The sequence below is a fragment of the Gammaproteobacteria bacterium genome (genome assembly GCA_014075255.1).
In the GTDB taxonomy this organism is placed as follows: Bacteria; Pseudomonadota; Gammaproteobacteria; order UBA4575; family UBA4575; genus JABDMD01.
In genome coordinates this window covers 2595887-2621025 of the sequence record CP046178.1, presented here as the reverse complement: position 1 = coordinate 2621025, position 25139 = coordinate 2595887, and the positions used below count along the sequence as shown (strand labels likewise).

Below are 25139 nucleotides of genomic sequence, written 5' to 3'. Positions count from 1 at the left end.
AACAAGCTATATTTTATTTAAACTTTCTATCGTTTTTTAACTTTCTTCATCATGCGTTTGCGGCTGTGCTCTTGGCGAGGCGTTAATTTATTATGCCTACCTGCATAAGGATTATCTGGTTGTTTAAAGAGAAGTTGAATAGGGGTTCCAACTAGTTTCAATGACTTACGAAAGTAGTTTTCCAAATAACGTTTATAGGTTGCTGGAATTCTTTCTATTTGATTACCATGAATAGCAAAGGTGGGTGGGCAACTGCTTACTTGTGCAGCATATTTGAGTTTTATCCTACGCCCTCTTACCAGTGGTGGCTGAAAACTTTCTAAAGCACCTTCTAACATTCTATTTAAATCAGAGGTGTTTACGTTCACATTAGCTGATTTATACGCTCGTGCAGCGGCACGCATCAGTTTTGTAATACCTTCTTTATGTTTAGCGGATATAAATTGTCTCTCTGCAAACTCTAAGAAACGTAACTTTAGGTCAAAGCCTTTTTGCATCTCTTTACGATCTTCAAAAGAACTGACATCGGTTTTATTGATTGCCACCACCACTGCACGACCGCTTTGCAGCACCATGCCTGCCAAGTGCGCATCTTGTACTGCAAATTCTTTGGTGCCATCGAGCATTAATATCACTACGTGGGCATCCTCAATGGCTTGAATGGTTTTCACCACGCTGAATTTTTCAACCATATCATTTACTTTGCTACGACGACGTACACCAGCTGTATCAATAAGCTCAAACTTGGTGCCAAACTTTTCTATGTTAGCGGAGATACTGTCACGTGTTGTACCAGGAACATCAGATGTTACAAAACGCTCTTCACCTATCAAAGCATTCGCTAAGGTTGACTTACCCACATTGGGTCTGCCGACTAGCGCTACTTTTATTACATCTGAAGGACCGTCTTCCTCTGGCTCTTCTTCTCGATCAGGGAATTGTTCATCTATTATTGCAAATAAAGCACGTACACCTTTCCCTGATCTAGCAGAAGTTTCATATACATGTTCTGCGCCTAGTGAATAAAAATCACTGGAAAGCATATTGGCCACACCAGAATCTACTTTGTTAACTAAAACAAATACTTTTTTATTTGTAGATCTTAACTTTTTGAAAACTTCTTGATCTTGAGAAACCAAGCCTTCTCTACCATCGACCAAAAAACACACCAAATCAGCTTCTTCAATGGCATGCCATGCTTGTGTGCTAATGGCATGATTAATATCGTCTTGATCCTGTGATTCATCCCGTGGTGCAATACCACCTGTATCAATGACAATATAGCGATTATCGAAACGCTTGCTTAAGCCATAAATACGATCACGCGTGAGACCAGGCTGGTCTGCAACCAAAGCATTATTAGATTTAGTTAGATAGTTAAATAAGGTTGATTTACCAACATTAGGTCGACCAACCAGCGCTATGACAGGCTTCATATCTATACACTCGTTGGTTACTAAATATTTGAATAAAAGAAACTAGTAAAAAACTTGGGGAATTACTTTCGGTATTGCAATACTGAAAGTGAACCATTATTTGCCAGCACATAGGCACGGTTATTTATAATGATAGGGGCTACTTCTATTTTATCTCCCGCGACATTGTCACGGCCGATAATTTTTCCATCCTCTTTAGAAAGCCAATGCAGGTAACCATCGTAATCGCCGACCACAATGTAGTTACCCATTACTTGTGGAGCAGTAAGCTCCCTATACAAAAATTTATCTTGTCGCCACAAGGTTGCGCCTGTAGAAATATCTAAGCCCCAAACGCTATCATCAGCATCGGTTACATAGACTCGCTCACGATCTACACTCAGACCTGCATATGATGAGAGATCTTTTGTCCATTGTGTTTTACCTGTGTCTAAATCAATAGCGACTACTCGGCCATTAAAACTCGCTGCAAATACGATACCATCAAGATAAGCAAATTCACCATCCACATCGGACATACGTTCTAATTCAGAGCGTCCTTTTGGTATTGAAACCGGCACTTCCCACACGGGTTCGCCATCGCGCAAATTTATGGCCATTAACTTTCCATCATCGAAACCCACTAGCACTAAATCACCCACCACTTTGGGCTGACTCGCGCCTCGCAATGTTAATGCCGGACGACTTTTGCCTGCACTCCAACTTATATTGCCAGATCTTACATCCAAAGCATGCACAGAATTATCATTCGTTCTTACTGCAATGACTCCATATCTTGCTTCTGACAATGACATTGCTTCACTCGGTACTTTGGTGCGCCAACTTTCACTGCCATCATCTGCATCCAAAGCAACGACCTCGCCGTTTTCCGTTCCAATGGCGACAATTCCTTCGCCACCATTTACCCCGCCAGAAATATCTTCTTTAAGATTTACAGACCATAAGTGCTTACCATCTTCACGCTGCCAGGCCTCTACACGACCTTCAGCATCACTAAGGTACACACGATTATCGGTAATATAAGGACGTATTTTATTGTAAGACTCTTCTAAATTACCAACCGAATTACGCCAAACCTGTTGCACACTAATTTTTTCAGCTTCGATTTTTGCAAGCTTTGCTGGCTCTCTCGGATTTTCTTCTTTTTCAAACCATTCTTTTGGTTTGCTTAATACGCTGCAACCCGCAAGTTGCAAACTGCTTGCGATCACAATTATTAAAAGTAGATTGATGCAATTACGCATCGCGATTGAAATTGCCAAGTTAACTGCCTAAATTATTGCGCTTAAGTTGCAAGTATTCTACACCGTCACCGCTAGCTGATTGCATGGCTTGATCATAAGCTTCTTTAGCTTGCTCAATTTCACCTTTAGCTACAAAAATATCGCCACGAATTTCATTTGCTAATGACGCATAGGCATCAGACATTTCGCTACCTACCATAGCTTGAGCTTCATCAACTTTATTGTCTGCGAGTAAAAGCCGGGCCAAGCGCAAACGCGCAACATTCTGCACAGTTTCTTGTTTGCTGTTATTTAACACCCAGCGCAAACTTTCTTCCGCAGCATCAGTATTGCCTTGCTCAGTTAAATTTTTTGCTTGATGCAAAACTGCCAGCGATGCATAAGGTGTAGCTGCATAATTATCTCGCAACGTTTTAGTTTGCTCTTGTAAAGCATTCACATCATTCTTATTAACCGCTTCTTGCACTACAGCGAAAATATCTGAAGCCTCAGTCGCCTGCTTTTCTTGATGCCAATTCCAGCCACGCCAGCCCATGAGCGCAGAAATACCTAATACTGCACCACCAATAACTGCTAGACCATTTTGCTTCCACCAATCTTTTAGCGCTTCAACCTGCTGTTCTTCTGTTTCGTACTCAGCCATATTTTCTTGCTTACCTAATTTATTGCGTATTTAAATAACTATCTAAAAAATTCAGTACATCACCCTGTGAAACCGTTGCTTGGTCACGCTTTTCACGCATGTATTTCACCGTGACATTTTGGTTTTTCAGCTCATCCTCACCCAAAATAAAAGCCAGCCTAGCTTTTGACTTATCGGCTCGCTTCATCTGTGATTTTATACTACCTCCACCGCAATTTGTTACCACAGAAGATATAGGTAGCTGTGTGCGAAGTTGGTCTGCTAGTTGTAATCCAGCCATTTCAGCCTCCTCACCCATGAGCACCATATAGACATCCACATCAGAAGCATTTGCTAATGAATCAGCTTGCTGAGAGCCTTCCAGTAATGAGGCCAGTCTTTCTAAACCAATCGCAAAACCCGCAGCAGGGCATGGTTTACCACCCAATTGATCCACTAAACCATCATATCGGCCTCCAGCACAAATCGTAGCTTGCGCACCTAACCCTTCAGCAATCCATTCAAATACGGTTTTGCTGTAATAATCTAAACCACGCACAAGACGAGGATTTATGGTGTATGTAATATTTGCAGCATCCAATCGTTTTTGTAATTGCAAAAAATGATCTGCTGATTCGGCATCTAAATGTTCTAACAAACTCGGAGCATTTTGAATAATCTCTTGTAAATCAGGATTTTTGCTATCTAAGATACGTAACGGATTTGTGTGCAAGCGTTGCTTGGCTTCGTTATCAAGCTGGGTTTCATATTGCTGCAAATAAGCGATAAGTATTTCTCGATATTTCTTTCGTGCTTGCGATGAACCCAAACTATTTATTTCTAATCTTGGCTGCATGGGAAGATTGATTTTCTTCCACATATGGGCACTTAAAATGATCAACTCTGCATCAATATCTGGCCCAACAAAACCGAATGTTTCTACACCAAGTTGATGGAATTGACGATATCGACCTTTTTGAGGACGCTCATGACGGAAAAACGGTCCGCAATACCAAAGTCGTTGTGGCTGAGCATATAAAAACCCATGTTGGATGCCTGCTCGTACGCAACTCGCAGTACCTTCAGGACGCAATGTCAAACTATCGCCGTTACGATCCTCAAAAGTATACATTTCCTTTTCCACAATATCGGTTACCTCTCCCAAAGAGCGTTTAAAAAGCTCTGTCTGCTCAAGCAGAGGCATACGTATTTCTTGATAACCATATTGTTGCAAAACACTTTGCGTTGCATGCTCGATTGCACGTAACACACCGCTTTCTGGCGGCAATACATCATGCATACCGCGAATGGATTGGATTCGCTTAGACATTTTTAACTATTACTTTCTGCGGGAGAGGAAAAATTAATTGAGTGAGCCGTTCGATACCTGAAATCGTGCTGTGCGGTTGCTTCTGCTGTATTGCGAATGATCAAAATAAAATCCATTAACCTCAATTATTACACCGGGCGAATTACCGAGAAAAATCTCAAAGGGTGGTTTACCGCTTAAGTTTCTCACGACTCCAGGTTCAATCAAACCTTGTATTAAGGTATTCGAATCAGCATCCCTGATTTCGGTCCAGCTTTTTTCCACATACGTTACGGTCAGTACCGGTGTGCCGTCTATTGAGGTAACAAGAGTAGGATTTCTAGACGCTTCTTCCATCGCTTGCTGCTGGTCAGCAGTAACTGCCTCATCCGAGCCGGTAACGCGTTGCCCCGCTTCACTTATAGAAAATGAAGACTTGGATTTTGCCTCTGTAACAAATCTTTCCTTGGGTACTTTTACTTCTGACACTTGGTCATTACCCGCTAAAGACTTATCCAGTAGTGACCCCTCTGCATTATCCCGATGTATTTCGATTTTATTATTAACAAGCTCAGCGCCTTGTTCTGGTATTTGATTAGCATCAAACCACCAGGTAATCACTAACCCCACTAGTATGCTAAACACAGCCGCCGAACTCCATAAAATGGCTGGGTCATAACTTTGCTTCGACTTTCTATTAACTTCTGCAACGGGTTCGAAATGATGTTGATCAAAATACAGCTTCACCAAACCTTCATCATTGACACCCACTACACGAGCATAATTACGCAAGTAACCTCTTATATATGTGGACTCAGGAAGGCTTTCATAATCATCCACTTCGATTGCTTGGATTATATGTTTTGGTAAATTTAGCTGCTCCGCGACATCTGCTTGGCTTAGCGCCATGGCAGTACGCGCATTAGATAACAGCGCGCCAATGCTCACGCTTTTTTTAGCTGTTATCTGCGTTTCGCTATTGTTGTTTCTTTCCTGCATTCCAATAACTTTCTGCTAACAATCTTGCCTCTTGCGAAGCGGGAAATGATCTTTTTAATTGATGCGCATAATTTTCTGCTTTACCTGGATTACCGAGACTTACTTCGGTTTGATAAGCCATCCACAAAGATTGCGAATTATGCTTCGCTACACTTTCATACTTTTGGAAATAAAATGATGCTTGTTCGTATTCCTGACGTTCAAACGAGATCAAACCCATCTGATACAAAGCAGAACGCTGCGAGGCATTTTTTTCTAAGGATTTTTGGAAATACTCTTCAGCTTTCACTTTATCAGGTACTTTTAAAAAACAGGTGCCCGCATTAGCGTAAGCAGAAGAAGCTTCACTGTATAAAGGATTTTCAACTGCGTTGAGAAATTCTTTTTCTGCCTCAAGAACTCTATCTTGGTTACACAAGAAGGTCCCATAATTATTATGTGCTTTCGAATCTTTCGGGTCCAAGGAGATGGCTTTACGGAAATGTTTCTCAGCCTCATCGTTCTCGCCCAATCTTTCTTGCAATAAAGCAAATACCCAGTGTGCAGTGGCTGATCTTGGATCTTGCTTAAGTGCGCGACGTAATTTTTCATCTGCCAACTTAAATTCGCCCTTAGCCAAATAACGCACACCGAGCTGAATATTAATTTCTGCAGCTTTTTGATTTTCGGACAAAGGAGCATCAATATTAGACGTTGTACATGCAGACAGCAATATTAGCAGTATGCTTAAAACAAATAACGTACGTAACATTATGCGCATGCGACCTCAACTTTATGCTTTAGTAAATCCGCCTCGTAAAGCTTTTCATAATGACGTTTACGTTTAGCTTGGTCTTGAATGTCACCCGCTAATTGCCCACAAGCGGCCGCAATATCTTCACCGCGTGGCCGGCGTGTAATTGTCGTGATCCCGGCAGCTTGCAATATATCTCTAAATTTCTCAATCGCCTTATCGCTTGAACGCTGATAACCCGAGTTAGGAAATGAGTTAAATGGAATGAGATTTACCTTCGAAGGCAAAGCCTGAATTACTTTTACTAATTGTTTAGCATGCTCAGGCTGATCATTCACTTGATCCAACATAACATACTCAAATGTAATACTGTGCTTGCGATGCTTGTCTTCTAAAAAGCGATGACATGCGCTGATCAATTCAGAAATTGGATAACGTCGATTTAACGGCACAAGCTGATTTCGGACTTCATCATTTGGTGCATGCAACGATACCGCCAAACTTACATCCAATGCTTCTCTTAATTTATCAATCTTCGGCACCAACCCAGAGGTGCTTACAGTAACTTTTCGCTTACCTAAGCCATAAGCATTATCATCCATCATAATCTGTATAGCTTTAACTACATTGTCAAAATTTGCCAGTGGCTCACCCATACCCATGAACACAACATTACTGATGACGCGCGTTTTATTCAGTTGTTTGCGCAAACGATGCTCTGCAAACCATAACTGCGCAATTATTTGAGCCGAACTAAGGTTACCCGCAAAACCTTGTCTCGCAGTTGCACAAAAAGTACAGTCCAATACGCAACCCACTTGAGAAGACACACAAAGCGTGGCTCTATCATCTTCAGGGATGTATACGGTTTCAACTGCATTTTTATTGTCTACACGCAACAGCCATTTACGTGTGCCGTCGGTTGACACTTCTTCACTTAGCATCTCAGGCAATTGCATCTGAGCATTTTCGCTTAACCAATCTCGTAGTGATTTACTAAGATTAGTCATATGCTCATAATCAGTAATACCTTGTTGATGCGTCCACTTCATAACTTGAGTGGCACGAAAAGGTTTTTCTCTTATTACAGAAAAATATTGTTCAAGATCTTGGCACGGCATACCCATCAAGTTTTGAACAGTTGTTTTCTGTTGAGTTAATTTCATGCTACGGATTCTAGAGCTGACTTTCTTGCTTCATTTTTGCGAGGATAAATTTGTCTCTCAGGAAAAAAGAAACCTATTTCAAGCTGCGCATTTTCTACGGAATCAGAACCATGAACTGCATTATGCGCATTTGAAGTTGCAAAATTTGCGCGTATCGTTCCAGGCTCAGCTTCGCCAAACATAGTCGCACCCATTACTTTGCGATATTTTTTAATTGCATCTTCACCTTCCAGTACTTGCACAATTGCAGGACCTGAAGTCATAAACTCAATTAGGTAATCATAAAAATCTTTACCCTTGTGAACATTATAAAATTCGGCAGCTTGCTTTCTGCTCATGCGCGTCATTTTTACTGAGATGATTGATAGGCCAGCACCTTCTATCTGTGCTTCTATTTTTCCAATTACATTATCTTGAACAGCATCAGGCTTGATGATGGACAAAGTGCGTTCCATTGCCATATGAAAAAACTCCTAGGTCGCAATATTAATTAATATGAAATCTAACTATTTGGGCTTACGAATTGATTTAACGTAATTTTCCCTGATTTTTCAGTGAATTCTACTCCTTGAGAGTAGCGGGAAGCAATGCCCTGAAGGGACGGAAAGGATGCGAAATCGTCCAGCTGTCTGACGGTGATTCCACATTTACAGAATGGCAACGAAACCCGGTTTAATCTCTCTCATCTAGCCACGCCATTTGAATAGCCTCGAGGATCTTCTCGTTAGATGATTCTGGGTCATCCTGAAACTCTTCCAAAGCACAAATCCAGGTGTGTAGGTCCGTAAACCGTATATATTTTGGGTCTACATCAGGGTGCGCCTCATCCAAAGCTATAGCGATATCTAACGAGTCGGTCCATTTTAGTTCCATTAACATATCCTCAAATGCGTTTTTCTTAGTGGTTTTCCGAGACCATGTTTATGGTGTATTTCGGAATCTCTATCACCAAATCCTCATTCCCCACTATCGCTTGGCAGCTTAATCGCGAATCTGGCTCCAAACCCCATGCCTTATCCAAGTAGTCTTCTTCATTCTCTTCTGCCTCCGCAAGTGAATCTAGCCCCTCACGCACATACACATGGCAAGTTGTACAAGCGCAAGATTTTTCACAGGCATGCTCAATATCAATATCATTTGACAAAGCCGCATCACATATACTGATACCGGACTCAACTTTTATAAGTTTACCCTCTGGGCAAATTTCTTCATGAGGCATTATTTTAATCGTTGGCATTACTAAACTCTTGTTTTAAATTTTATTGGTCAAATTCTTCAACACGATGACCTTTCATTACTTTCTGCACACTACTATTCATACGGCGCGCAATAAACTCTTCACTTTCGATCTCTAAGTCTTTTATGGCTTGCATAATACTTTCACCATCATCACCTTCACTGCTACTGTGGCGCGCTTTCAACAATACACTTTTAGCCTGTTCAATTTTGGCTATTTCATCTTTAGTTAATAAATCACCATCTTTATCTAATGCTGACCTCAATGCTTCCAATACACGATCTGCTTCTACTTGTTGCTCAGCTAGCTGACGAACATGCTTATCATCTTCAGCATGCGTAAATGATTCTTTTAACATACCCTCAATTTCAGCATCCGTAAGACCATACGAAGGTTTAACTTCGACACTGGCGCGCGCACCACTGCTTTCTTCTTCTGCACTCACACTCAGCAAGCCGTCTGCATCTACCTGAAAGGTAACTTTAATATGTGCTGCTCCTGCCACTCTTGGTGGGATATCTGTTAAATCAAACGTGGCCAAAGAGCGACAATCTGCGACTTTTTCGCGTTCGCCTTGCAATACATGTACTCGCATTGCCGTTTGACCATCTTTAAAGGTCGTAAATTTTTGCGCCATGGTCACGGGGATAACCGTATTACGGTCAATTATTTTCTCAACCAGCTCACCCATCGTCTCAATTCCTAAAGACAGCGGCAAAACATCTAATAACAACATTTCTTCATCAGGATTATTACCCGCAAGCTTATCGGCTTGCTGAGCCGCACCGATAGCTACCACCTTATCTGGATCAATATCGGTTAACGGTGGCTTATCAAAAAACTCAGCCACTTTTTCACGCACATACGGAGTTCGTGTTGAACCACCGACCATTACCACATGCTGAACTTCTGCAGGCTCGATCTCAGCTTCTCGAATCGTCTTGCGACACCAAGCAATGGTCTTGTTGATATGAGTTCCGATTAACGTTTCAAACTGCTTTCGTGACAAAGTAACTTCATAGTTATTGACATCATTTAGCTGAACGCATACAAGCACCTCATCATCACTACTTAAAGCTTCTTTGACGCGACGCGCTTCTTTCATAACTCTGCGCATCATTTGATGATTATCCGTTGCTTCTTGATCAACTTCTACGCCCGCCAGGTTTAATAGCCATGCCGCAACTTCACGATCAAAATCATCACCACCTAAGGCCGTATCACCACCCGTTGATAAAACCTCAAATACACCTTTGGTTAGCCTTAATATTGAAATATCAAAAGTGCCTCCACCTAAATCATATATCGCAGTTATTCCTTCTGCTTTTTGATCTAAACCATAAGCTACGGCTGCCGCTGTAGGTTCATTAAGCAAGCGAAATACATTTAACCCTGCCAATGTTGCGGCATCTTTGGTTGCTTGGCGTTGCGCGTCATCAAAATACGCTGGTACCGTAATCACCACACCTACTAAGTCACCACCCAAACTTACTTCAGCTCGCTCACGCAAATTCTTTAAGATCTCAGCAGATACCTCTACTGCAGTAACTGCACCCGCAACAGTAGCGATGCGGGGCACATTACCATTGTGATCATCTTGGTGCTCAACAAACTTATAAGGTAGATATCCTTCAAGTGTGGATAGATCACTCACCGATCTGCCCATTAGGCGCTTTACGGAAGCAAGTGTATTTAAGGGATCAGTAGTTGCATGTGATAACGCTTCAGCACCCACCATAGCTTTATCATTGGCGGTGTAACGTACCACCGAGGGTAGAATATGCTCACCATTTTCGTCTGCAAGCGTTTCGGTAATCCCACTGCGCACAGTAGCTACGAGAGAATTTGTCGTGCCTAAATCTATACCCGCTGCAAACTTATGCTCATGTGGAGCAGTGGATTGACCAGGTTCAGATATTTGCAACAATGCCATAACTAATTACAGAAGCTCTTCTTCGTGTTGTTCTTGTTTTTTGCGAACTTGATTGGTTAGTCGCTCATAAAATTGTAGTTTTAATGCAGTTTCTTTTGCTGCACCAAGCTCACCATCAATAAATTGAGTAGAGAATTGTGAAACAAGTTGCTGCTGCTGTTGCTTAAGTTGTTTCGATAAAACATCAAGCGCATCCAATGGATTTTCGGCACCACTTGCACTTTCTACCTGCTCATGCAGCTCCATAGTTTGCATCAGAAACTCACTATCACTTGATGTTTCAGTATCTGCATTGAACTCAACATCACTTAACTTTAAAAGATAATGTGAGCGCTTTAAGTCACTTTTTAGAGTTGTATAGGCTTCATTGATATATGCAGTAGTTTGCACAGATATACGACGCTCTTGATCACTCGCATTAGCAAATCGATCAGGATGCAGCTCGCTTTGGAAAGAACGATATTTTTCGGCTAATTGTTCTTGGTCTATCGAAAAGCTTTCTGCAAACCCAAATAGCTCGAAAAAGTTTCGAGTAAGATCGATATTCATTGTTATGAATTATTAGATTGTCTTAAGAAGCAGCATTATCGCTGCAGGCAGGTATAAATATTATCTACTAAACACTAAAACTTTCGCCACACCCACACCGATCTTTTTCATTCGGGTTAGTGAATTTAAATCCTTCATTCAAACCTTCACGCGTAAAATCTAATTCCGTACCGCTTAGGTAGACCATGCTTTTAGGATTGATAATAACTTTTACACCTTTATCTTCAAAAACCTGGTCTTCATTTTCTACTTGATCAGCAAATTCAATGGTATAGGCCATTCCTGAACAGCCAGTTGTCTTGACGCCCAAACGCACACCTACACCTTTACCTCGTTTATCAAGGTAATTTTTTACATGTGTTGCTGCGCTATCGGTTAGTGAAATAGACATTTTAATTAACTCTATTTATGCAATCTTCTTTTGGTCTTGCCCGTCTGCTTTAGACTTAAGATCGGTAATAGCCGCTTTAATTGCATCTTCAGCTAATACTGAGCAGTGAATTTTAACTGGGGGAAGTGCAAGCTCTTCCGCAATATCTGTATTTTTGATTTCACTTGCTTGATCAAGGGTCTTACCTTTAACCCACTCGGTTAATAAGCTAGACGAAGCAATCGCAGAACCGCAACCGTAAGTTTTAAACTTAGCATCTTCAATAACACCATCATCACCCACTTTAATTTGCAATTTCATCACATCACCACAAGCAGGCGCACCTACCATACCAGTACCAACGGTTGGATCATCTTTTTCAAAAGACCCTACATTGCGTGGATTTTCATAGTGATCTAAAACTTTGTCACTGTATGCCATGGCTATTATCTCCTAATATTTCCTAATTATACTCTTAATTATAAATTTCAATTTCTAACGTTAATGTGCGGCCCATTCAATCGACTTAAGATCGATACCTTCTTTAAACATATCCCACAAAGGCGAAAGGTCACGCAATTTAATCACCGCATTTCGAATTAACTCTACAGCGAAATCTACTTCTTCTACTGTAGTGAAACGGCCGATAGTGAATCGAAGTGAACTATGCGCAAGCTCATCATCTCGACCAATTGCACGTAATACATAACTTGGCTCAAGCGAAGCACTTGTACAAGCAGACCCGGAAGATACCGCAATATCTTTCAATGCCATGATCAAACTCTCGCCTTCCACATAGTTGAAGCTAACATTCAGGTTGCCTGGTATACGCTGCTCTAAGTCGCCATTGATATAGAGCTCTTCCATATCTTTTAGACCATTTAATAATCTGTTACGCAGCATCAAAATTCGCTCGTTGTCTACTGCCATTTCTTCTTTAGCAATACGGAACGCCTCACCCATACCGACAATTTGATGGGTTGCTAGAGTACCCGAACGCATGCCGCGTTCATGCCCGCCACCATGAATTTGCGCTTCGATGCGTACACGTGGTTTTCTGCGCACATACAAAGCACCAATTCCTTTTGGGCCATATACTTTATGTGCCGACAAGCTCATTAAATCTACATTCATGTCTTCTACATCAACTGGTGCTTTGCCAGGACTTTGCGCCGCATCTACATGAAAAATTATTTTGCGTTCGCGAGTAATTTCACCAATCGCTTTAATATCTTGAATTACACCAATTTCATTGTTGACATGCATGATAGAAATCAAAACAGTGTCATCACGAATTGCTGCTTTTAAAACCTCTAGGTCCACCAGACCGTTATCACGCGGCTCTAAATACGTAACTTCAAAACCTTCGCGCTCAAGTTGGCGACATGTATCTAACACAGCCTTATGCTCAGTTTTACAAGTAATAATGTGCTTGCCATTCTTTTGATAAAAATGTGCAGCACCTTTAATAGCCAAATTATCTGACTCTGTTGCACCACTAGTCCAAACAATTTCTTTTGGATTTGCATTAATCAACGCAGCAACATTATTGCGCGCTTCCTCAACCGCTTTGTCTGCGTCCCATCCAAACACATGACTACGTGAAGCCGGATTTCCAAAATTTCCTTCTTTGGTTAAACAATCCATCATCGCTTTCGCAACACGCTCATCTACTGGCGTGGTCGCGCTGTAGTCTAGATAAATTGGCACTTGTACGTCTGTCACTTTTGTTTCCTTAAATAACCTTACTTTAATAAATTCTGTTAGCTAAATTCAACTCGGTGCACCTGATGATTGTTGTTTAAATCTTGGCGATTCGCTACTTCACGCACGCTTAAATCACTCACCGCTTGTGCAAGACTGATATTAGAGAGGTAGCTTCTTATTTCACCACTCAAGTTTTCCCACAGGTCATGCGTCAAACATCGTTGATGATTTTGGCAATCTGCTTTACCACCACAACGGGTAGCATCAACGCTTTCATCAACTGCATCGATTACATCTGAGATAGCGATCTGTTTTGAATCAACCGCTAGCGAATAACCACCACCTGGACCACGGGTACTTTTTACTAAACCCTGCTGGCGTAATCGCGTGAACAATTGCTCTAAATACGACAACGATATGCCTTGTCGATCTGCTATATCTGACAGCGAAACCGGACCCGTTTGATGATGCAATGCTATATCAAACATAGCAGTCACTGCGTATCGCCCTTTAGTGCTCAATTTCATGGTGCGCTATCCTCGTCATGCTTAACCCATATACCAGGGTTGTAGTATAACAAATAACCCAGTAGATCACTCAGGTATTATAGGGAGGTGAGCTATAAACGGCACTATCCCCAAGGTAGTGGGAAATAAGATAGAAAATTAAATACCTTTTTAAAAACAAGGTATTAGAGGCTCATTTATCCAGTGACTTCGTCTGGCGCCTAACCTTTTGTACGGCGCTGAGGATGCCACGCAGAATGTTGGTTTCTACCAATGTGGGCCGAGCTCGGCTATAAAGATGGCGCAATCGACGCATCAACAACTTAGGCTGCTTGGGGTCAAAAAACTCAATTTCCTGTAGCACTTGCTGCATATGCTCAAACAAGTTTTCTAATTGCTCTACGGTTGCCAATGGATCCACATCCTTACCAGACTCAATACCATCATATGTTGTTTTATTAGTAGAAGATTTTTTTAGATATGCACTATAAATTTCGTAACTAATAACTTGTACGGCAGATGCTAAGTTTAACGAACTAAATTCCCAATTCGCCGGAATCGTTGTTAAATAATGACATTGATCTAACTCTTCATTGGTAAGACCACTACTTTCGCGTCCAAATACTATCGCCACATTACCTTGCTCAAGTTCTTGCCATACCCTTGCCCCCACTTTATCTGGCTTGATTTCTGGGCACTGCAATCCTCGTTCACGCGCACTTGCACCTACTACAAAAGTGCAATCCGCAATCGCCTCCTTGAGAGTGTCACACACAACTGCTCGCTCAAGCACATCTATTGCACCCGTTGAACGCGCTCTTGCTTCTCCACTTGGAAATTTTTCAGGATTAACGAGTACTAAATTTTCAATACACATGGTTTTAGCTGCACGCGCTGCCGCACCAATATTCCCTGGATGAGAGGGTTCGACCAAAACGATTTTGATTTGATTAGGCTTGTTCACTTTTATAATTAAAATTCGAAATGATCAGAAGAGATATTTTTCTAGTGAAGTATACGTAATTTATCAGTCAGTGCTATGCTGGGCTAAATTTTTTCATACACTAGCTATACCTACTCATCATGCAAGCCACTTTAAACATTGCAATCGAAGCTGCGCGCGAGGCCGGGAAAATTATTTTTCGCAATATGTCTCGTGTTCATTCGCTAAATATTAAAACAAAAGAAAAGAATGACTTTGTAAGCGAAGTGGATCTACAAGCAGAACAAGAAATCATTAATGTAATCCATCGCGTCTACCCCCAGCATGGAATTCTTGCCGAAGAATCAGGTTCAAGGTTTAGCGGCAAAGATGATGAATATCAGTGGATCATCGACCCATTAGATGGCACGACCAACTTCTTACGTGGCTTTCCCCATTATTCAGTATCAATAGCACTTAAGCACAATGATCGACTGGAAGTTGCGGTAATTTATGATCCGTTTAAAGATGAATTATTTTGCGCGGGTCGCGGCAATGGCGCTTCATTAAATGATAGAAAAATTAGGGTTTCTAAATTACCTAGTTTTGATGGCGCATTATTGGCAACCGGGTTTCCGTATAAAGAAAACCAAAACATCGATACTTATATGACGTCACTTAAAGATATCATGCTGCAAACTTCTGGCATTCGCCGCGCTGGGTCTGCAGCGCTCGACCTTGCTTATGTTGCAGCAGGACGTGTAGATGGCTTTTGGGAATTTGGTTTAAATACTTGGGATATCGCTGCTGGGTGCTTAATCATCCAAGAAGCCGGAGGCTTAGTTGGTGACCCGGAAGGCGGACACACACATTTAGAAACTGGAAATATTGTGGCCGCGAATACGAAAATATTTCGTCAGATTTTACAAAGCCTAAATAAGGTTAACTAAAAATTATACCTGACTACCATCTTCGTTAGGATTTTCTACTTCTGCCTGCATTAGATCTTCTTTGCTTACATCAAGCGCTAGCAATGCAGAGCCGGCTACGTAAATTGAAGAGTACGTACCAACAATCACGCCTACGATTAGTGCGATAGAAAATGAATGGATCACTTCACCACCAAAAACAAACAACGCTGCCAACACTAGCAAGGTAGTAATCGATGTCATCAAAGTTCGTGACAAAGTCTGGTTAATTGAAGTATTCAACACACCTTCAGAGGTCGCTTTACGAAGACGTCTAAAGTTCTCACGTATTCGATCAAATACCACAATTGTGTCGTTGAGTGAGTAACCAATTACCGCAAGCAATGCCGCAAGCACCGTTAGATCAAATTCAATCTGGGTAATGGAAAAAAAGCCAACCACTATAATCACGTCATGAATCAATGCGGCAACCGAGCCTAAGGAAAAGCGCCACTCAAAACGTAAAGCGACATAAATAAGTATGCCAACCAAGGCATACAGCATGGCTAAACCACCTTTATCACGCAATTCATCGCCCACTTGTGGGCCAACGAATTCAACACGACGCATCTCGGGAGCACCGGTAGAAACGAGCGAATCTAGCACTCGATTACTTAATGCCGCTTTATCAGCATCCTTATCCGTTACAGGCAATCGAATCAGAACATCTTTCGTAGTTCCAAAATGTTGCACGATAGCATCATCATAACCACTTGAGGCTAACGCCTGTCGCACTGGCTCAAGCTCTACAGACTCCGCATAACCGACCTCAACTAAGGTACCACCTGTAAAGTCGATACCTAAGTTCAACCCTCGCGTTACCATCGCAGCGATAGAAATTATTATTAAAATTAATGAAATTATTAAAGCAAGCTTGCGCTTACCCATGAAATCAAAATTGAGATTATTTTTTAGAAGTTGCATAAATTTAGATTGAAAGCGAAGGAGATTTTTTATTGCCGTAATATAAATTAGCTAATGCGCGCGTTCCCATAATGGCAGTAAACATTGAGCATACGATCCCAATGGACAATGTTACTGCGAATCCTTTAATAGGCCCTGTACCAAATACGAATAGAACTACTGCTGCAATTAATGTGGTGATATTGGCATCAGCAATTGTAGACAATGCCTTTGCATAACCAGAATGAATACTTGCTTGCGGCGAATTACCATTTCGTAATTCTTCACGTATTCGTTCAAAGATCAGAACATTAGCATCCACAGCCATACCTACTGTTAACACAATGCCTGCAATACCGGGAAGCGTAAGCGTCGCACCAGGAATTAGAGACATGATTCCAATAATTAAAACTAAGTTAGCCGCCAAAGCAATGTTAGCCGCAAAACCAAATACCTTGTAGTAAAAAAGCATAAATATCATCACCAAAACCAAACCAATTAATATAGATTTTTTACCTAACTCAACATTTTGCTTACCTAAGCTTGGCCCTACGGTGCGCTCTTCAACAATCTCTACTGGCGCAGCTAGTGCACCTGCACGTAATAGTAGTGAAAGCTTAAGCGCTTCATGAGTTGAATCTAAACCTTCAATTTGGAAGCGCTTGCTTAACTGTTCTTGAATTCGAGCTACGTTAATTACCTCTTCACTCTTAACGGTTTTTCTAACTTTCTCACCATCTTTATCTACAGTTATAGATTTATTATCAATAAATACAACCGCCATGAGTTTTTTAATATTTTCACCGGTTACTTTGCTAAAACGACTTGCACCCTGCCCATCTAAAGTGATTATTGCTGCCGGTGAACCATTTTCATCATAACCAGAATTAGCATTAATGATGCGATCACCCGTTAGCATCACGCTACGCTTTAATAAAATTGGATTTTTACTGTCACGCTCGTAATACAAAACAGAACCCACAGGTACTCGCCCTGTTTCTGCCGCTGCAAATGGATCGTTTTGTTCATCCACCATGCGAAATTCAACCGTAGCCGTTGCACCTAAAATTTCTTTAGCTTGAGCAGTATCTTGCACACCAGGAAGTTGCACAACAATGCGCTCAGCACCTTGCTGCTGAATCACAGGTTCTGCAACACCTAATTCGTTTACACGATTACGCAGAGTTTGAATATTTTGCTGAATGGCTAAGGACTGGATTTCTTTCGCTGCATCTTCACTTATTTTTGCAGTTACGAAATAATCACCACCTTCACTACTCTCATCAAATATAAGCTCATTGTTATATTCTTTTCGTAAAGCCTCTAAACCTGCCGCCTTGCTTTCAGTATCTCTAAACTTAACACTTACTTTATCTTTACTTTGTGTTACAGAAAAACGCTTTTGTTTAGCTTCACGCAACGAGGTTCTAAAAGATGAAACATAGTTATTAATAGATTTCTCTTTAGCCGCTGCCATATCAACCTGCAAAAGAAAATGCACTCCACCGCGCAAATCCAATCCGAGATTCATCGGAGAAGCACCCAAGCCTCTTAACCAACCTGGAGTATCCGATGCTAAATTTAATGCAACGATATGCTGACCATCCAAAGCATCTTTTGTTATTTCAGAAGCCTGGAGTTGTTTTTCAGTATCTTCGAAACGCAACAAGATTCGGCCGTCTTGCTGCTCTTCACCCTGAACAACAACGCCTTTCTTAGTAAGCGCTTCTTTTACAACATTCAATGTTGTATCGCTTAATTCTCCAGATTCGTGAGAAATTTGTACCGCAGGGACATTGGGGTATAGATTAGGCAATGCATACAATGCAGCCGCTGCTACGATAAATAAGATCAGCAGATATTTCCACAGTGGATAATGATTCATTGGAACCACGGTCTTTTACCTAGCCTTTATAGTTATTAGTTAGTGGGTTTGAAACGTACTTTAAACTTTGCTTGGTCAATCTTGTTTAAGTGAACCTTTAGGCAGCACTTTAGAAATTGAATTTTTTTGCAGTTTAACGGTAACGCCCTCTGCAATTTCTATATGCAGTGAGTTATCTCCAACTTTAGCAATTTTGCCAAGCATACCGCCGGTTGTTTCCACTTCATCCCCTTTAGAAAGTGAGCCAATAAGATTTTGGTGTTCTTTGGCTCGCTTTTGCTGTGGACGAATTATCATGAAATACATGATGGCAAAGAAAATGCCAATCATGATGAACATTTCATAGCCTCCGCCTGCAGGTCCTGCCGCTCCTTCAGCCATAGCGTCTGATATCAAAAACATATTATAGGTACTGACTCAAATTCGAAGCGGCGTATTATGCCACAGTCTCTGTGCTGTGCGACTGTAAACGATAAAACTCTTCTATATAAGTTTGAAGCGCACCCTTCGAGATGGCTTGGCGCAGCTCACGCATTAAGGTCTGATAGTAGTATAAATTATGAATGGTATTCAGCCTGAGGCCCAGTATTTCACCACATTTGTCTAAATGGCGAAGATATGAGCGCGAATAGTGCTGACACGTATAGCATCCACATGCCTCATCAATCGGCCTCGCATCATCATTGAACCGACTATTTCTGATTTTTAGCACACCTTTACCTGTATACAAGAAGCCAGTGCGGGCATTACGAGTAGGAATCACACAATCAAACATATCCACTCCTCTGCGCACAGCTTCAACAATATCGGCTGGTTTGCCCACTCCCATTAAATATCGAGGCTTATCATTGGGTAAAAATGGCAGAGTGATATCCAGCATGGCTTCGCGCTCAATGGCCTGCTCCCCTACTGCAAGCCCGCCTATCGCATAACCGTCAAAACCGATATTCAGCAATTCGTCTGCCGACTGTTCTCGCAAATCACGGTGCATGCCCCCTTGCACAATTCCAAATAAAGCACCTTGACTAGAACCATGGTTAGAACCATGTGCCTCTTTACAGCGCTTGGCCCACCGCATGGATAACTGCATGGAAGCTTTAGCCTGCTCATGAGTGGCTGGATGCGCAGTGCATTCATCCAACACCATAATCACATCCGAATTTAATGTTTGTTGAATTTGAATAGCTGATTCTGGACTTAGAAAAACTTTGGCGCCATCAACAGGCGACTGAAAAGACACGCCCTCTTCTGACATTTTCCGCATCGTCGCCAAACTAAAGACTTGAAATCCACCCGAGTCTGTCAAAATTGGACCCTGCCAATGCATATAATCATGTAAACCATGAAACTGCTCGATCACTTGCATACCTGGCCGCAACATAAGATGGAATGTGTTGCCCAAAATCATCTGCGCACCAAGACCTTGCAGTTCTTCCGGTGTCATCGCTTTCACCGTGCCATAAGTACCCACTGGCATAAATGCTGGTGTGTCCACCATGCCACGAGTAAACGACAACTGCCCAAGGCGTGCAGTACCATCCGTTGCTGATACTTTAAAGTCCATGATTAGCTTTCATTCTCTATTTATTAGCAAGAGCTTTCTATAAACATAGCATCACCATAACTATAAAAACGGTATTTCTCTGTAACCGCATGTTGATATGCGGACATTACCGTTTCGTATCCAGCAAATGCACTTACTAACATCAGTAATGTAGATTTAGGCAAGTGGAAATTTGTGATCAACGCATCGATTACATTAAATTTATATCCTGGATAAATAAATAAACTTGTATCCATTTCATACGGCTCCAGTTTTCCACTTTGTGCAGCAGACTCTAAAGCCCTAGTCACTGTTGTCCCAACCGCAATAACCCGACCACCCTGTTGCTTGCACACAGAAATTTTTTCGCACACTTCCTCAGCAACGATAACTTTTTCTGCATGAATCTTATGCGCCTTAATATCATCTTCTCGAACTGGCTGAAAGGTTCCTGCACCAACATGTAATGTAACATTTGCAGACTGAATACCTTTTTGCTGTAAAGCTTTTAAAATTTTATGATCAAAATGCAAACCTGCTGTCGGAGCCGCAACCGCACCTTTATAATTAGCAAATACGGTTTGATAACGCTCACTATCGCTTTTCCTAGGTTCACGCTGAATATAGGGTGGCAATGGCATGCGACCGTAATCTTCTAGTAAACTTTCAACATTCGTTGCTTCATCAAAATCTAGTACAAAAAAATTATCCTGACGACCATGCACAACCGCTTTTATATTTTCCGCAAAAAAGATTTCAGCACCTATCTTTGGACTCTTACTTGCTTTGAGTTGCGCTAAAACAGTATGCGAATCCATTATCCTTTCTAATAAAAACTCTACTTTCCCACCGGATGCTTTTTCACCGTACATGCGAGCAGGAATAACCTTAGTGTCATTCAGCACCAACAAATCATTTGGCTGTAACAAGCTCAATATATCTGTGAATTGCAAATCATTAAAAACTGTTGCATGTGCATTAAAATGCAACAGACGACTTGCAGTACGTTCTGATAATGGTTCTTGCGCAATCAACTTCTCTGGAAGGTGATAGTCAAACTGGCTTATTTTCACAATGTATTCTTAATCAATGCTTTGCTAAGTTCTTGCTAGCTTATCAATTTGCGCTACACTAGACACCGTGTGGGCACAGACTTGCCGGGGTGGCGGAACTGGTAGACGCGCCGGATTCAAAATCCGGTTATGGAAACATAGTGAGAGTTCGATTCTCTCCCTCGGCACCAGTGCTAGCACATACTTTTTGTAAATAGCATAATTCTGTGGCTTTAGTTAATCTTTTGCGACGGAATTAGTCGTAAATTTAATTGTTGTACAGCCACGCATTCTCTTTATCTTGTTTTATCTGCCCCGATAGCTCAGCTGGATAGAGCGTCCCCCTCCTAAGGGGAAGGTCGTAGGTTCGACTCCTACTCGGGGCACCATTAGCATCAACTCATAGTTAGACTAAATTCCATTACAGGGTGGCTCGACCCCAACTTGAGGCGACATCTATCCGTATTAACCACCTCTTTAATTAACAATCGTTAATTATAATAAATTTAAACTGTGAACAATCGTAATTTCAATTAGCTATCAACGCCGGTGGCATGCAGAGTGTGTTATTAATAAACCCTTGATTTAACAAAGTTAATCGCACACAAACCATGAATGAAATAAACAGCCATGATGATTCGGCCTTACCACTGATTATCTCGTTTGCAGACAGATTAAATTCATTCACGCGGGCCACGCTAAATAAAGAATTAGACAGCTATGGATTGAAATTCAACCAATGGCGGCTCATTCATGCAATTTCTTCTAAGTCTATTTTTACTCCCGCAAAACTTGCCGATGAATTAATGATCGAACGTGCCACAGTTAGCCGTTATCTAGATCAACTTGAAGACAAGGAATGTATTCGGCGCTCACATAACCCTTTTGACCGAAGAGTCGTAGACATCGAGCTCACCTCTAATGGTGAACAAATTGCCAAATTTGGAGTTGATCTGATGGACAAAGCTTACAAAAGAGTACTTACAGATCTCTCTGCCGCAGAAAACAAAAATTTTGTTGCCTTAATTAAAAAACTTTCTGAGAATATTCCCACTCCTAGAGCACAAGTGCCCGCATAAAAAATTTAGCAAATTCGTAAATTTTGATCTGACACAACCCTAACGATAAACCCAAGATTGGATTTATCGTGCAAATATTACTTCCATTACGAGACATTACCTTTAAATATATAAGGATAATGTGCGTGTAATTTATGCGACTTGATACAAAACATTATTTAGATTTGTACAATTTTGTTTGCGAATTTATGGCTATCAAGCAATACTTACCTAGGGTTGAGAAATGCTAGTTTCTGACTGTTGTAAAACTATAAAAATTATTACTAACCATGACTGACCAACGTACAAATCATTGTACTTTTTGCATGTTAATGCCTTTTATTTTAGGCATTGCTGGCCTTACCGCTTTATATTGGTACGCAAGAGATAGCAAAGCAGAATACATTGAAAACAACTTGAGCATCCGTAGCAATCAGCTACTTAAAGATCATCAAATTGGCGGCGCAGTGGTTAACGTGGATGGACGAGATGCAACGCTAACTGGAATTGTTGTGAGTGTAAGTCGCTCTCAGGAGATCGAACAAATTGTTGCGACTTTACCTGGTATACGTTTAGTCGACAATCAACTCAGGATATCACAAACAAAAATTATTGAAGTTGCACCTGAACCAGAAATAGCCCCTGAGCCTGTACCTAAACCAACTCCCGAGCCACAAGTTGTTCTTGCGCCTGAAATTAAACCCGAACCTGAAGTTCTAGTTGAAGCTGTCGAAGAATTATTAAAAACGTTAGATCTATCAGGCATAACTTTCTTATTTGGCAGCAACGAAATTACCCTGCAAGGCAAATTAATTCTGGATGATGTGGTGAATGTATTAACCGAACACACAGAATTTGATGCGGTTATTGAAGGCCACACCGATAACGTTGGTGACGACAGTTTGAATTTTGAACTTAGCCAGCAACGCGCACAAGCCGTTTTAAACTACATTGCCGCCGCTGGAATTCAAACTGAACGCCTTACCGCTACAGGCTTCGGCGAAACTTTACCGATTGCTGACAACGGTTCTGCAAAAGGCCGCGCACTTAATCGACGCATTGAGTTTGCTGTAAGCCGGAAATAACTAAGTCTAAAGACAATAAATCCTACAGAGAATTAAATCACGAGACCATAACCATGAGCTATTTACTAAATGAATTACTACTTTATTTGCTAGCAGCTGCCGCCATCGGTGCAGCAATAGGATGGTTTATACGCCGCTGCACCTGCAACCGCGATTTAGCCGAATTACGTAGCAGCCTAGAATCTAAAATAAATACCCAGGCAACAGAACTAGAAAATACAAAAAAGCAAGCAATTAACTATAAAAACCAATACGGCGATATCCAATCAAAATACGATCGCCAAAGCGGCGACTTAATACTGATGACTTCACGTTGGCAGTCAACATTAAAAAAAGCCAAGCTGCTACCCATTCATCAAACTTGGGTTAAAAATCTTCAACATAAGTATCAGACAACCCTTAGCGAACGAAATGATTTTGAAAATTTAGCTTGCCAGTATGTAGACATGCATGCGGATGCTAATCAAAAAATCAAACGTCTAAATAAGCACGTTACGGATCAAGAGCCGTATAAATTCAGACTCGATGACATGATTGTCAAAGTACAAAACCTCAACGACAAAGTTACTAATTCAGAAAATGATGTTCGCGGCTTGCATGGCATGATCGGACAGGTGCAAAGCAAGTGGAGACGGGATCGTGTGGACACGGCTAGCATGCGCGAAATACATCCAATGCTAGAACAACAGGCCAGCGGTGCTAAAGCAGAGTTACATGCATTTAAAAACAAATCACAAACCGAAATAACGGCTGTTCAAAAACAGCGTAATAAAGATTTGGCTGAACAAAATGCTAGCAACCAAGCTGAACTACAAAGCTTGATGAAACGCATCGATGAGCTAACTCCACTAGAGACACCAAGCAACGACAATAAATTTAATCGCTTCATGGATAAAGTTCGGCTTGCTGGAACCAGTAAAAATAATGTCTTGGGTCGCACTTATAAACAAATTAATGAAATAAAACTTGAATCTAGCGAAAAAGAACGTGTGTTCGTCGACACTTGCGAGGAAAAAGATGCAGTAATAGATGATCTTCGTGAACAAATACGTACCGCAGATAACCGAGCACTCGCATCAAGCGCTGCTGCAGTTCAAGAGTACAAAGGAAAATTAGCAACCCTTGAAAGCGACCTACAAACTTCACGACTTGATCAGTCCATGTTGCGTGAGCATGAACACACTATTGAAGCCTTCAAAAGTAAATTAAACACGAAAACTATCCCTACGCCAAAACCAACTCGCCCAAAGCCTGCTAAGAAAAAACAATCGAAAGCATCTAAACCTGCTGCAAAACGTGCTGCTGGGCTAAAAGCACCTGCAAAAGGCCTAAAAATTGCAGCCGCTAAAGTTAAAGATGATCTTCAAGTTGTAAAGGGTATAGGCCCCGTTATGGAGGGCAAGCTTAATGCGTTTGGCGTGTATTCATACGAACAATTAGGACGCTTGAAAGCTGCAGATATAGAAACCTTAGCCACTACACTTGGAAGCTTCCCAGACCGTATCAATCGAGACAAATGGGTGAGCCAGTCAAAAAGGCTGTATAAACAAAAGTATGGTCAAAAAATTGATTAATCGTATTTAGATTTAACTTCAGGATTCAATTTGTCCTGGTAAAATGTAACGGCATCGGGGCTCACAATAACGTGATCACCCTCTTTAGAGAACAGTTTCAAACCTTTGGTATCCTTGTAGTCCCAATAGCCAATAGCTTCATCACCTGGACCAAGCAACACAAACTGTCTAGATTTTATTTTATCTGCAAAAATAATATTTGAGCCAGTTTCCGGCGCTAATGTGTCGTACATCATGAAACCAACTAGTACAATAATTGCGATACGCATGGTAGACATGATTCGTTCTAATTTAACAATTCTTTCTTCTAGACCTAATCCAGGTTCTTGCATTGCCCT

The 25139-nt window shown here is 41.3% G+C and carries 27 protein-coding genes and 2 tRNA genes; 6 read left to right on the top strand and 23 right to left on the bottom strand.

What is annotated here, in order from left to right:
* Positions 1–26 precede the first annotated feature (26 nt).
* The 17 genes from der to GKR92_13325 all read right to left on the bottom strand — a co-directional run bounded on the left by der (position 27) and on the right by GKR92_13325 (position 14757).
* Entirely contained in the window at positions 27–1436 is a 1410-nt protein-coding gene (der, locus tag GKR92_13405; protein QMU62642.1) for a ribosome biogenesis GTPase Der, read from the bottom strand.
* Between the two features lie 62 nt (positions 1437–1498).
* The gene (gene bamB, locus GKR92_13400; GenBank protein QMU62641.1) at positions 1499–2698 is read right to left on the bottom strand and encodes an outer membrane protein assembly factor BamB; all 1200 of its coding nucleotides are present in this window, start codon (positions 2696–2698) and stop codon (positions 1499–1501) included.
* A gap of 1 nt (position 2699) precedes the next feature.
* Positions 2700–3323 (bottom strand): tetratricopeptide repeat protein, encoded by a 624-nt coding sequence (locus GKR92_13395; protein QMU62640.1) that lies wholly within the window; start codon positions 3321–3323, stop codon positions 2700–2702.
* 19 nt (positions 3324–3342) lie between these two features.
* Complete coding sequence (gene hisS, locus GKR92_13390) at positions 3343–4632, bottom strand: histidine--tRNA ligase (GenBank protein QMU62639.1); 1290 nt, start codon at positions 4630–4632, stop codon at positions 3343–3345.
* Between the two features lie 33 nt (positions 4633–4665).
* Positions 4666–5610 (bottom strand): DUF4115 domain-containing protein, encoded by a 945-nt coding sequence (locus GKR92_13385; GenBank protein ID QMU62638.1) that lies wholly within the window; start codon positions 5608–5610, stop codon positions 4666–4668.
* Positions 5588–6370 carry a type IV pilus biogenesis/stability protein PilW gene (gene pilW / locus GKR92_13380; protein ID QMU62637.1) on the bottom strand — a complete coding sequence of 261 codons (783 nt, stop codon included), beginning with the start codon at positions 6368–6370 and terminating at the stop codon, positions 5588–5590. Before pilW ends, GKR92_13385 begins: the two co-directional genes overlap by 23 nt.
* Positions 6361–7509 (bottom strand): 23S rRNA (adenine(2503)-C(2))-methyltransferase RlmN, encoded by a 1149-nt coding sequence (gene rlmN, locus GKR92_13375; protein QMU62636.1) that lies wholly within the window; start codon positions 7507–7509, stop codon positions 6361–6363. Before rlmN ends, pilW begins: the two co-directional genes overlap by 10 nt.
* Positions 7506–7970, bottom strand: a complete 465-nt coding sequence (locus GKR92_13370) for a nucleoside-diphosphate kinase (GenBank protein QMU62635.1) — start codon at positions 7968–7970, stop codon at positions 7506–7508. The genes rlmN and GKR92_13370 overlap by 4 nt, the downstream gene beginning before the upstream one ends.
* Before the next feature lie 211 nt (positions 7971–8181).
* Positions 8182–8382 (bottom strand): Fe-S cluster assembly protein IscX, encoded by a 201-nt coding sequence (iscX, locus tag GKR92_13365; GenBank protein QMU62634.1) that lies wholly within the window; start codon positions 8380–8382, stop codon positions 8182–8184.
* Between the two features lie 25 nt (positions 8383–8407).
* Positions 8408–8746, bottom strand: a complete 339-nt coding sequence (gene fdx / locus GKR92_13360; GenBank protein QMU62633.1) for an ISC system 2Fe-2S type ferredoxin — start codon at positions 8744–8746, stop codon at positions 8408–8410.
* 22 nt (positions 8747–8768) lie between these two features.
* Entirely contained in the window at positions 8769–10679 is a 1911-nt protein-coding gene (gene hscA / locus GKR92_13355) for a Fe-S protein assembly chaperone HscA (GenBank protein ID QMU62632.1), read from the bottom strand.
* Between the two features lie 6 nt (positions 10680–10685).
* Positions 10686–11228 carry a Fe-S protein assembly co-chaperone HscB gene (gene hscB / locus GKR92_13350; GenBank protein QMU62631.1) on the bottom strand — a complete coding sequence of 181 codons (543 nt, stop codon included), beginning with the start codon at positions 11226–11228 and terminating at the stop codon, positions 10686–10688.
* 67 nt (positions 11229–11295) lie between these two features.
* Complete coding sequence (gene iscA, locus GKR92_13345) at positions 11296–11619, bottom strand: iron-sulfur cluster assembly protein IscA (protein QMU62630.1); 324 nt, start codon at positions 11617–11619, stop codon at positions 11296–11298.
* Positions 11620–11634: 15 nt separating this feature from the next.
* Positions 11635–12039 (bottom strand): Fe-S cluster assembly scaffold IscU, encoded by a 405-nt coding sequence (iscU, locus tag GKR92_13340; protein ID QMU62629.1) that lies wholly within the window; start codon positions 12037–12039, stop codon positions 11635–11637.
* A gap of 60 nt (positions 12040–12099) precedes the next feature.
* The gene (locus tag GKR92_13335) at positions 12100–13323 is read right to left on the bottom strand and encodes an IscS subfamily cysteine desulfurase (GenBank protein ID QMU62628.1); all 1224 of its coding nucleotides are present in this window, start codon (positions 13321–13323) and stop codon (positions 12100–12102) included.
* A 38-nt stretch (positions 13324–13361) separates the two neighbouring features.
* A complete protein-coding gene (locus GKR92_13330; GenBank protein ID QMU62627.1) occupies positions 13362–13832 on the bottom strand; it encodes an Rrf2 family transcriptional regulator in 471 nt (156 codons plus the stop codon).
* Between the two features lie 172 nt (positions 13833–14004).
* A complete protein-coding gene (locus tag GKR92_13325) occupies positions 14005–14757 on the bottom strand; it encodes a TrmJ/YjtD family RNA methyltransferase (protein QMU62809.1) in 753 nt (250 codons plus the stop codon).
* A gap of 137 nt (positions 14758–14894) precedes the next feature.
* On the opposite strand from GKR92_13325, the gene GKR92_13320 reads away from it, so the two are divergent.
* On the top strand, positions 14895–15683 hold the full coding sequence (locus tag GKR92_13320; GenBank protein QMU62626.1) for an inositol monophosphatase: 789 nt from the start codon (positions 14895–14897) through the stop codon (positions 15681–15683).
* A gap of 3 nt (positions 15684–15686) precedes the next feature.
* Here GKR92_13320 and secF read toward each other — a convergent pair whose 3' ends face one another.
* The 5 genes from secF to queA all read right to left on the bottom strand — a co-directional run bounded on the left by secF (position 15687) and on the right by queA (position 21105).
* On the bottom strand, positions 15687–16625 hold the full coding sequence (gene secF, locus GKR92_13315; GenBank protein QMU62625.1) for a protein translocase subunit SecF: 939 nt from the start codon (positions 16623–16625) through the stop codon (positions 15687–15689).
* A gap of 4 nt (positions 16626–16629) precedes the next feature.
* Complete coding sequence (gene secD, locus GKR92_13310) at positions 16630–18489, bottom strand: protein translocase subunit SecD (protein QMU62624.1); 1860 nt, start codon at positions 18487–18489, stop codon at positions 16630–16632.
* Positions 18490–18564: 75 nt separating this feature from the next.
* Positions 18565–18891 carry a preprotein translocase subunit YajC gene (gene yajC / locus GKR92_13305; protein QMU62623.1) on the bottom strand — a complete coding sequence of 109 codons (327 nt, stop codon included), beginning with the start codon at positions 18889–18891 and terminating at the stop codon, positions 18565–18567.
* Between the two features lie 34 nt (positions 18892–18925).
* On the bottom strand, positions 18926–20053 hold the full coding sequence (gene tgt, locus GKR92_13300) for a tRNA guanosine(34) transglycosylase Tgt (GenBank protein QMU62622.1): 1128 nt from the start codon (positions 20051–20053) through the stop codon (positions 18926–18928).
* A gap of 23 nt (positions 20054–20076) precedes the next feature.
* On the bottom strand, positions 20077–21105 hold the full coding sequence (gene queA / locus GKR92_13295) for a tRNA preQ1(34) S-adenosylmethionine ribosyltransferase-isomerase QueA (protein ID QMU62621.1): 1029 nt from the start codon (positions 21103–21105) through the stop codon (positions 20077–20079).
* A gap of 83 nt (positions 21106–21188) precedes the next feature.
* Here queA and GKR92_13290 point away from each other — a divergent pair.
* From GKR92_13290 to GKR92_13270, 5 genes are all read left to right on the top strand, one after another.
* A tRNA-Leu gene (locus GKR92_13290) sits at positions 21189–21275 on the top strand.
* Between the two features lie 121 nt (positions 21276–21396).
* Positions 21397–21473, top strand: a tRNA-Arg gene (locus tag GKR92_13285).
* Between the two features lie 222 nt (positions 21474–21695).
* Positions 21696–22163 carry a MarR family transcriptional regulator gene (locus GKR92_13280; GenBank protein ID QMU62620.1) on the top strand — a complete coding sequence of 156 codons (468 nt, stop codon included), beginning with the start codon at positions 21696–21698 and terminating at the stop codon, positions 22161–22163.
* A gap of 269 nt (positions 22164–22432) precedes the next feature.
* Complete coding sequence (locus GKR92_13275; GenBank protein ID QMU62619.1) at positions 22433–23227, top strand: OmpA family protein; 795 nt, start codon at positions 22433–22435, stop codon at positions 23225–23227.
* A gap of 53 nt (positions 23228–23280) precedes the next feature.
* Positions 23281–24801, top strand: a complete 1521-nt coding sequence (locus GKR92_13270; protein ID QMU62618.1) for a hypothetical protein — start codon at positions 23281–23283, stop codon at positions 24799–24801.
* Here the strand turns inward: GKR92_13270 and GKR92_13265 are convergent.
* Positions 24798–25133, bottom strand: a complete 336-nt coding sequence (locus GKR92_13265) for a hypothetical protein (protein QMU62617.1) — start codon at positions 25131–25133, stop codon at positions 24798–24800. The two genes, GKR92_13270 and GKR92_13265, sit on opposite strands and share 4 nt — an antisense overlap.
* Positions 25134–25139: the final 6 nt, after the last annotated feature.